The organism is Streptomyces sp. NPDC001617 (genome assembly GCF_053596855.1).
On sequence record NZ_JBSFHA010000094.1, the window covers coordinates 35,190 to 41,431 of the forward strand.

At 68.5% G+C, this 6,242-nt stretch carries 4 protein-coding genes and 1 pseudogene; 3 read left to right on the forward strand and 2 right to left on the reverse strand.

The features are described from left to right. Positions 1–20: 20 nt before the first annotated feature. The gene (locus tag ACWC09_RS43670) at positions 21–587 is read right to left on the reverse strand and encodes a TetR/AcrR family transcriptional regulator (RefSeq protein WP_450856768.1); all 567 of its coding nucleotides are present in this window, start codon (positions 585–587) and stop codon (positions 21–23) included. Positions 588–713: 126 nt separating this feature from the next. Between ACWC09_RS43670 and ACWC09_RS43675 the strand changes: the two genes are divergently transcribed. The 3 genes and pseudogenes from ACWC09_RS43675 to ACWC09_RS43685 all read left to right on the forward strand — a co-directional run bounded on the left by ACWC09_RS43675 (position 714) and on the right by ACWC09_RS43685 (position 4,127). Then, the gene (locus ACWC09_RS43675) at positions 714–1,829 is read left to right on the forward strand and encodes a hypothetical protein (protein WP_450856770.1); all 1,116 of its coding nucleotides are present in this window, start codon (positions 714–716) and stop codon (positions 1,827–1,829) included. A 358-nt stretch (positions 1,830–2,187) separates the two neighbouring features. Next, positions 2,188–2,968, forward strand: a pseudogene (locus ACWC09_RS43680) (HARBI1 family protein); the annotation flags it as partial. Positions 2,969–3,458: 490 nt separating this feature from the next. Beyond that, on the forward strand, positions 3,459–4,127 hold the full coding sequence (locus ACWC09_RS43685; protein WP_450856772.1) for a hypothetical protein: 669 nt from the start codon (positions 3,459–3,461) through the stop codon (positions 4,125–4,127). Between the two features lie 864 nt (positions 4,128–4,991). Here the strand turns inward: ACWC09_RS43685 and ACWC09_RS43690 are convergent. Beyond that, positions 4,992–5,750 carry a hypothetical protein gene (locus ACWC09_RS43690; protein ID WP_450856774.1) on the reverse strand — a complete coding sequence of 253 codons (759 nt, stop codon included), beginning with the start codon at positions 5,748–5,750 and terminating at the stop codon, positions 4,992–4,994. Positions 5,751–6,242: the final 492 nt, after the last annotated feature.

Consider the following 6,242-nt stretch of genomic DNA (forward strand, 5'->3'; position numbering starts at 1 on the left):
CAGTGGGCGGACGTTACTCCTCACGTTTCGGCGAGGGTGGCTCGCAGTTCGTCGGTCACCGTGTGCAGGCAGCTGCCGAAACTCGCATGCCCTTTGCCCTCGATCCAGTGCCGGAAGGCGTTCTGGAAGACCATCGTGGCGAGCTGCGCGACCAATTCGGCTGTCTCGGCCTTCACCTGACGTTGCTTCAGAGCATCACGGATCGCCTCGGTAATCGCGACCGCCTTGGTCCGTTCGCGCTCCTGCAGCTCCGGGCTGGCGTCGATCACCGCCCGGCGCTCCGTCGCGCCGTCCACTTGCTCGACGAGTTGGGCACCAACTTGCGCCAGCGCGTCGAGGACAGCAGCGAGCGGAGCCGCGTCCGGGTCTGCCGCCAGGACCGCCTTCGCAATTGCCGGGGGCAGGCGTTCCGAGCCGGCGAACAGGACCTCGCGCTTGTCCGGGAAGTAGCGGAAGTAGGAGCGCCGGGTGAGTCCGGCCCGCTCGGCGATATGGGTCACCGTCACGTTGTCGTAGCCGCGCTCCAAATACAGCTCCAGAGCCGCCTGCTTCAGGCGCTCCTCGGCACCCGGATCCCACCTCGCCACAGGTCGACGGTAACAGGTGATATCCCACTGTGTCGTCAGTGCTAGCCTGCACTGACGACACACTGTGTCATCACTAGGGGGCACCCGTCCCCGGTGCGGCCCGGAGCAGGCAGGGGTGACGTTCACATGACGGAGACCAGCAAGACCGACGGGACGACAGGCGAGGGCAGGGCGAACGACGAGGTGTGGATAGTCGGGGCGACCGGCCGTGTGGGCCGGGGCGTGACCGCGCGACTGGTCGCGCGGGGGCTGACGGTCGTGCCGGTCGGGCGCAGCCGGGATCGGATGGTCGCCGTCGGGGCCGAAGCCGGTCTGCCTGGGGACGCGAAGGTGGTCGTCGCCGACTCGGCTGAGCGGATCGCGGACGAGATCGCCCGGGAGCGCCCGCGGGTGGTGGTGAACACGATGGGAGCCTTCGCCGCCACAGCACCAGTGATCGCCCGTGCCTGCATGCCCGGCGGCCACTACGTCGACCAGGCCAACGACGTGGTCGCCGTGGAGGGGCTGCTCGCCTTGCACGACGAAGCGGTGCGGGCGGGCAGCGCCCTGGTCACCGGCGCCGGATTCGGCGTGCTGGCGACGGAGGCGGTGGTAGCGAAGCTGTGCGAAGGCCGGCCCACGCCGCACCGGGTTCGGGTCGACGCGGTGGGCTCGGTGGCCGTCGAGGCGGGTGTGCTCGGTGCCGCCTTGGCGGCCAGCATCGTGGACGTGCTCACCGCCGGCGGGCGGCGGTACGAGAACGGGCGGCTCGTGACGTCGCGCCTCGGCGCGGACCCGCGGCAGCTCATCTTCCCGGACGGGGAGTCGGCGAAGTCGGCAGGTGTCGCGTCCGGCGAGCTCATCGCGGCGCATGCGGTGAGTGGAGCACCGTTCGTCACCGCGACTTCGGCTCTCGTGCCGACCGCTCCGCTGATACGTGCCCTGCTCCCGCTGCTCGGCCGCCTGTTGTCCGTTCCGGCGCTGCGGCGCCTCGCCGTCGACCGGCTCGGCCGCGTCCCGGTGAAGGCCGCACCCCGTCCGCGCAAGCACTCCTGGGGGCACGCCGTCGTCGAGTGGGCGGACGGCACCTGGCACGAGGGATGGCTCCGCGCCGGCGACGGCATGGACTTCACGGCCGACGTCACCGCCACCGTCACCGAACTGCTGGCCCGTGGCGTCGGCAGGCCCGGGGCCTGGACACCGGCAGCCGCCCTCGGGACCGACCTTGCGACGACCGCAGGCGGCACCTTCGTACTGGACTGAGGAGCTCCGATACCCGCCGTCCGGCGGCTGCCGGGGCCTCGGTGAGTGGCGCGGGCCTTGACCGGGCCGACGCCCAGGTGATCGGGACCGCACGCGCCGGACAAGCACGCCTCCTTCGCGAGATGTGTGCTGTTCCAGCAAGGTGATCCAGGACGGCGTGTACGTGGTCCTGCACCGATTACGGTCCCCGCTCGCTCACCCTTCTGCCGCCAGATGGGATCGACATCGAGGCGAGCTGCTGCAGCCGCTGGTCGATGCCGCTGCGGCCAACTGTGATGCTCAGCATGGCCGACCAGCGTGCTCAGTCACAGAGGTAGCCGCGTCTGCACGCGTGTCCACCAGTGTCACCTATACAGCCGTGCTCGACTTCAGCCGCGAGACCGTCCTGTACCTCGCCCGGCTGCTGGAAGCCGAGCGGCGGGCACGGGGAACCCGGCGCGCAACGCGGCGCCTGGGATCGTTCCGGCAGGCCGTGCTCGTGCTGCGCTGGCTGCTGGACAACACCCGCATCGCGCAACTCGCCGCCGACAACATCATCTCGGGCCGGACCTGCCACCGCTACGTCCTGGAGGGGATCGCCGTACTCAACGCCCAGGCCCCGACGCTGGAGCAGGCCATCGAGCGCGAAGGCGGCCGGCCACACGCACGTAATGCTCGACGGCACCCTCATCGAGACCGACCGCTGCCGTGTACCCGGCCCCAGCGTCGGAGTGGACCTGTGGTGGTCCGGCAAGCACAAACGGCACGGCGGCAACATCCAGGTTCTCTCCGCCCCGGACGGCTTCCCGCTGTGGACCTCCCCGGTTCGCCCCGGCCGCGAACACGACATGACCTGCGCCCGCACGCACGGCCTGCTCACCGCCCTGGACGCCGCAGCGGCCGACGGCCTGGTCCCGATCGCCGACACCGGCTACGAGGGCGCACCGTCCTCCTTCCGCCTGCCCCACAAGAAGCCCACCGGCGGCGAACTCACCCCCAGACAGCGGCAGTTCAACAAGGTCATCGGAGCCATCCGCGCCCTGGCCGAGAAAGCCAACGCCGACCTGAAGACCCGCTTCAAGGCGCTGCGGCACGTCAGCCTGTCCCCGCAGCGTATCGGCGACATCACCGCAGCAGCCCTCGCGATCTTCCACTTCGAAGGGCCGCACCGCCTGATGACCACCCAGAGCGACGAACTGTTGCTGTCAACAGCTCACTGCTCGGAGCGAGGCCAGGGTGTCCCGGACGGGCAGGACGACGGAGTTGCCGGGGCCGGCGGCGTGCGCGGTGGTGGGGGTTAGGAGGGCGGCGAGCGCGGACAGCGCGGCGGCCGCGGTCCCTAGGGCGCGGGTGGAACGCACGAAGCTCCCTTTCGAAGATCACAAGCAGTCGTGGTCCTCGTAGCGGGGATGGCCCGCCCGGCCGCCGATCTGCCATGGTGCGGAAAGTCGCACCAGGCCGGATTCCCCCGAATCAGCCGGGTCCCCTCGGCGTACTTCGCGAATGGGGCCGACACGGATTTGTCACCGGCCGTACACGGGATCCGTGGCGGCGGGACGGTGCGCGCTGCTCACGTGGACCCCGAGCGATGCGGCGGCAGGCGGGTGGGGCAGCATCTGCTCAGTCACCATCTGCCCGTGAGGGGTCGTCATGCGCTCTACTCGTCTTTCGTCCGTCCTGCTCGCCGCCCTGTTCGTGGCGGGCTGCTCGCCCGACTCGCTCGGCGGCTTGTCCCCATCTGCGAGCGGGTCCCGGGCAGCGGACCCATCGGGGACCGCCGCCTCCGGTGGGACATCGGGGCGGGCGATCGCGGTGGGGGCCGGCCCGCAGAAGCACTACACGGTGCAGCAGCAGGCTGCCGCGGGCTCCTGCCACTACCGCTACGGGCACGGCGAGCCGCTGGAGGACCCGAAGTGCACGCCGGGCGCGATCTCCCCGGCGGTCACGCAGTCGAACCTGGCCTCGACGATCTGCCGCAAGGGCGGCTACACCTCCGGGGTGCGTCCCTCCGCGTACGTGACGGGCAAGGAGAAGAGGCTCAACGCCGTTTCTTATGGCTTCACCGGCCGCATGGGGGATGCCGAGTACGATCACTTGATAAGTCTGCAGCTCGGCGGGGACCCCAACGACCCCCGCAATCTGTGGGTGGAGCCCGCCGACCCCGGCCACCGCAGGGGCTCCGGGGTCAACAACAAGAAGGACCCGGTGGAGACGAAGCTGCACACCGCGGTCTGCAAAGGGCAAGTCACCCTCGCTGCCGCGCAGAAAGCCATCGTCACCGACTGGACCACCGCCCTCGCCACCCTCCACCTCGCATGAGAGGGCAGCCGTTGGGGAGGAGACCCACACGCCGAGTGGCTGAGGCATCTCCGACGGGCCCGCACGAGTCGTCAGCGCACAAGCCACCCCTCGTACTGCGCAGCTACCCGTCCAAGTCGCTGCCAACGACACCGGCAACAACGTCATGACGCGCAACATCTAGGCGCGGTCGGCTCCGTGGATACGGCGTTGGGCCACTCATGGTGGCAACCGCCGCCGCCTCCACAGGACGGATTCGAGTCCTGCCCTGATGAGCCGTCAGTAGGGTCTGCCACGGTTGGACCACGCTCCGGTAGTCGGGTGCCGAGGATCGCCGGTCTTGAGCCAGTTGGCCACCGTCCTGATGGGATCCGCGTCCGGGCCGTCCGGGCCGTCCGGGCGCCGGCTGTGGGGTGAGGGCGGTATGGATCGTTACGTGCGCTGTCGGCGGGTGTCGGCGTGATGTCTGGTGAGGAGTTGGTAGCGCGGTTCGCGGGGTGTGCAGGTTGCTTGGCGGGATAGCGGGGGAGTGAAGGAGCGGTGCCGCCCGTCGTGTGATGGTCCGGGCGGCGGGCGCGTGGGGTTACTTCATCCGCCGCAGGACGCGGCGGAGGAGGTGTGTGCATGCATCGCCGAGTTTCCGAAGGAGCGGCCCTCCCAGGGTGCGTTGGGCGGCTTCCCTGCGGGCGTGTGCGAAGTAGTCGGCGCTGGCCACGTCGCCTTCCACCCAGCCGGTGCCGAAACGGACCGTAGTATTCCTGACGTGGTTCATGTGACCCCCGAGTGTGGTGCAATTGCGGCCGGTCCAGTTCTACTCAGAGTAGGTGTGTCCGTTGCCGCGTAGTGGCAAACTCGCCCGGGCTGTGCCCGGGCGGGAGTAGCATCTCATGTTTGCACGACGGGATCCCCGCTCTGGCCTGGAACATCCCTTCGACGAGCAGCCGGGATCTGAAGCTGCCGCATGAATCCAATCAGATTGACAACGGAATTGAGGCGTTCGTCGTCCTCGAGGCCCGCGGGAATGTGCCCGGCCTTTTGAGCCTGAAGCACCAAGAGGCCGTGCGATGTTGATCCGGTGCGTACGGGCTTGAACAGTGCTGTCTTGCAGTCGTCGGTCATGTAGATCCGCTTGGAATCGGGGTCCTTGGCGTAGTCCTGTACATAACGGCCGCTGGCCGAGTCGCCGGCCGCCTCTCCGGTGGATCGGGCAATGGCCAGCAGGAAGCGGCCCTTGTTGGTGTCCGCGAACGTCTCCGGCATGCCGGCTTCCTTGGCCGACTGGTTGACGATCGCCAGGTCCAGGCTGCCGCCGTCGGGGGCGAGCCAGTACAGGGCGCTCAGTGCGCGCGGATGTGCGATCTCGCCTGCCACCTCGACCAGGCGTGCCAGCACACCGTCCCTCTCCTGTTCGAATTCCTGGGGCTTTTCCAGAATCTTGCCGATACGCTTCGACAACGGCCCCATGGCGGCCTCGAAAACTGCAGACCTTTCAATCTCCGTTTTCGACTTGCTGGTGCGCAGTGTAAGGAACGAGGCCGCGCCCGCACAGGCGGCGCACGTCGTGATATAGATGGGGCCGACGGCACTCTCGGCGAAAGCTGGCACGCTCGGGAGGCCGACTGAAATGGCGCTGAGGGCGGCCACCCCCCATGGTTTCACTCGCTTTTTCCTTGCAGACGGATCTTGCTCTGGCACGGTGAATGCATCCTTTCTCCTGTGTGAGCAATGGATGCAGACCCACACCTTACGGTTCCTGTTCACCCCCGTAATCACTGAAGAGAGTGGCATCGAAGCGCCGGAAGCACGTCTGGCGCAGATGCATAAATGCATCTGCGCCCCGAATGATTGTTCCCCCAGGAAGCGCCCGCTGTTCAGGTGGCAGCCGAGGGGGTTCGTCAGGCCAGGGTATGGCCCTGCGGTGTATGGCCCAGGCCTCGGGCGCGCGTCGTATTGGTTTCGCCCAGTCGTCTGTGCTCTCGGCCACGATCGAGTCCCAAAGGGCTGCTGGACGCGGGCGAGAACGTTCAGGCCCGCGGGAGGGCAGGGCTTGGGCGAGTTCCGGGGTCGGGCGGTTGGTCGGGCCGTGACCGGTTGGGGTGCATAGCAGAGCAGGCACGGGCTTCGTGATCATTGGGG

What these genes read in the sequence shown, in the direction of transcription:
- ACWC09_RS43675 (WP_450856770.1), top strand. Translation starts at nt 714, where the DNA reads ATGACGGAGACCAGCAAGACCGACGGGACGACAGGCGAGGGCAGGGCG.
- ACWC09_RS43685 (WP_450856772.1), top strand. Translation starts at nt 3,459, where the DNA reads ATGCGCTCTACTCGTCTTTCGTCCGTCCTGCTCGCCGCCCTGTTCGTG.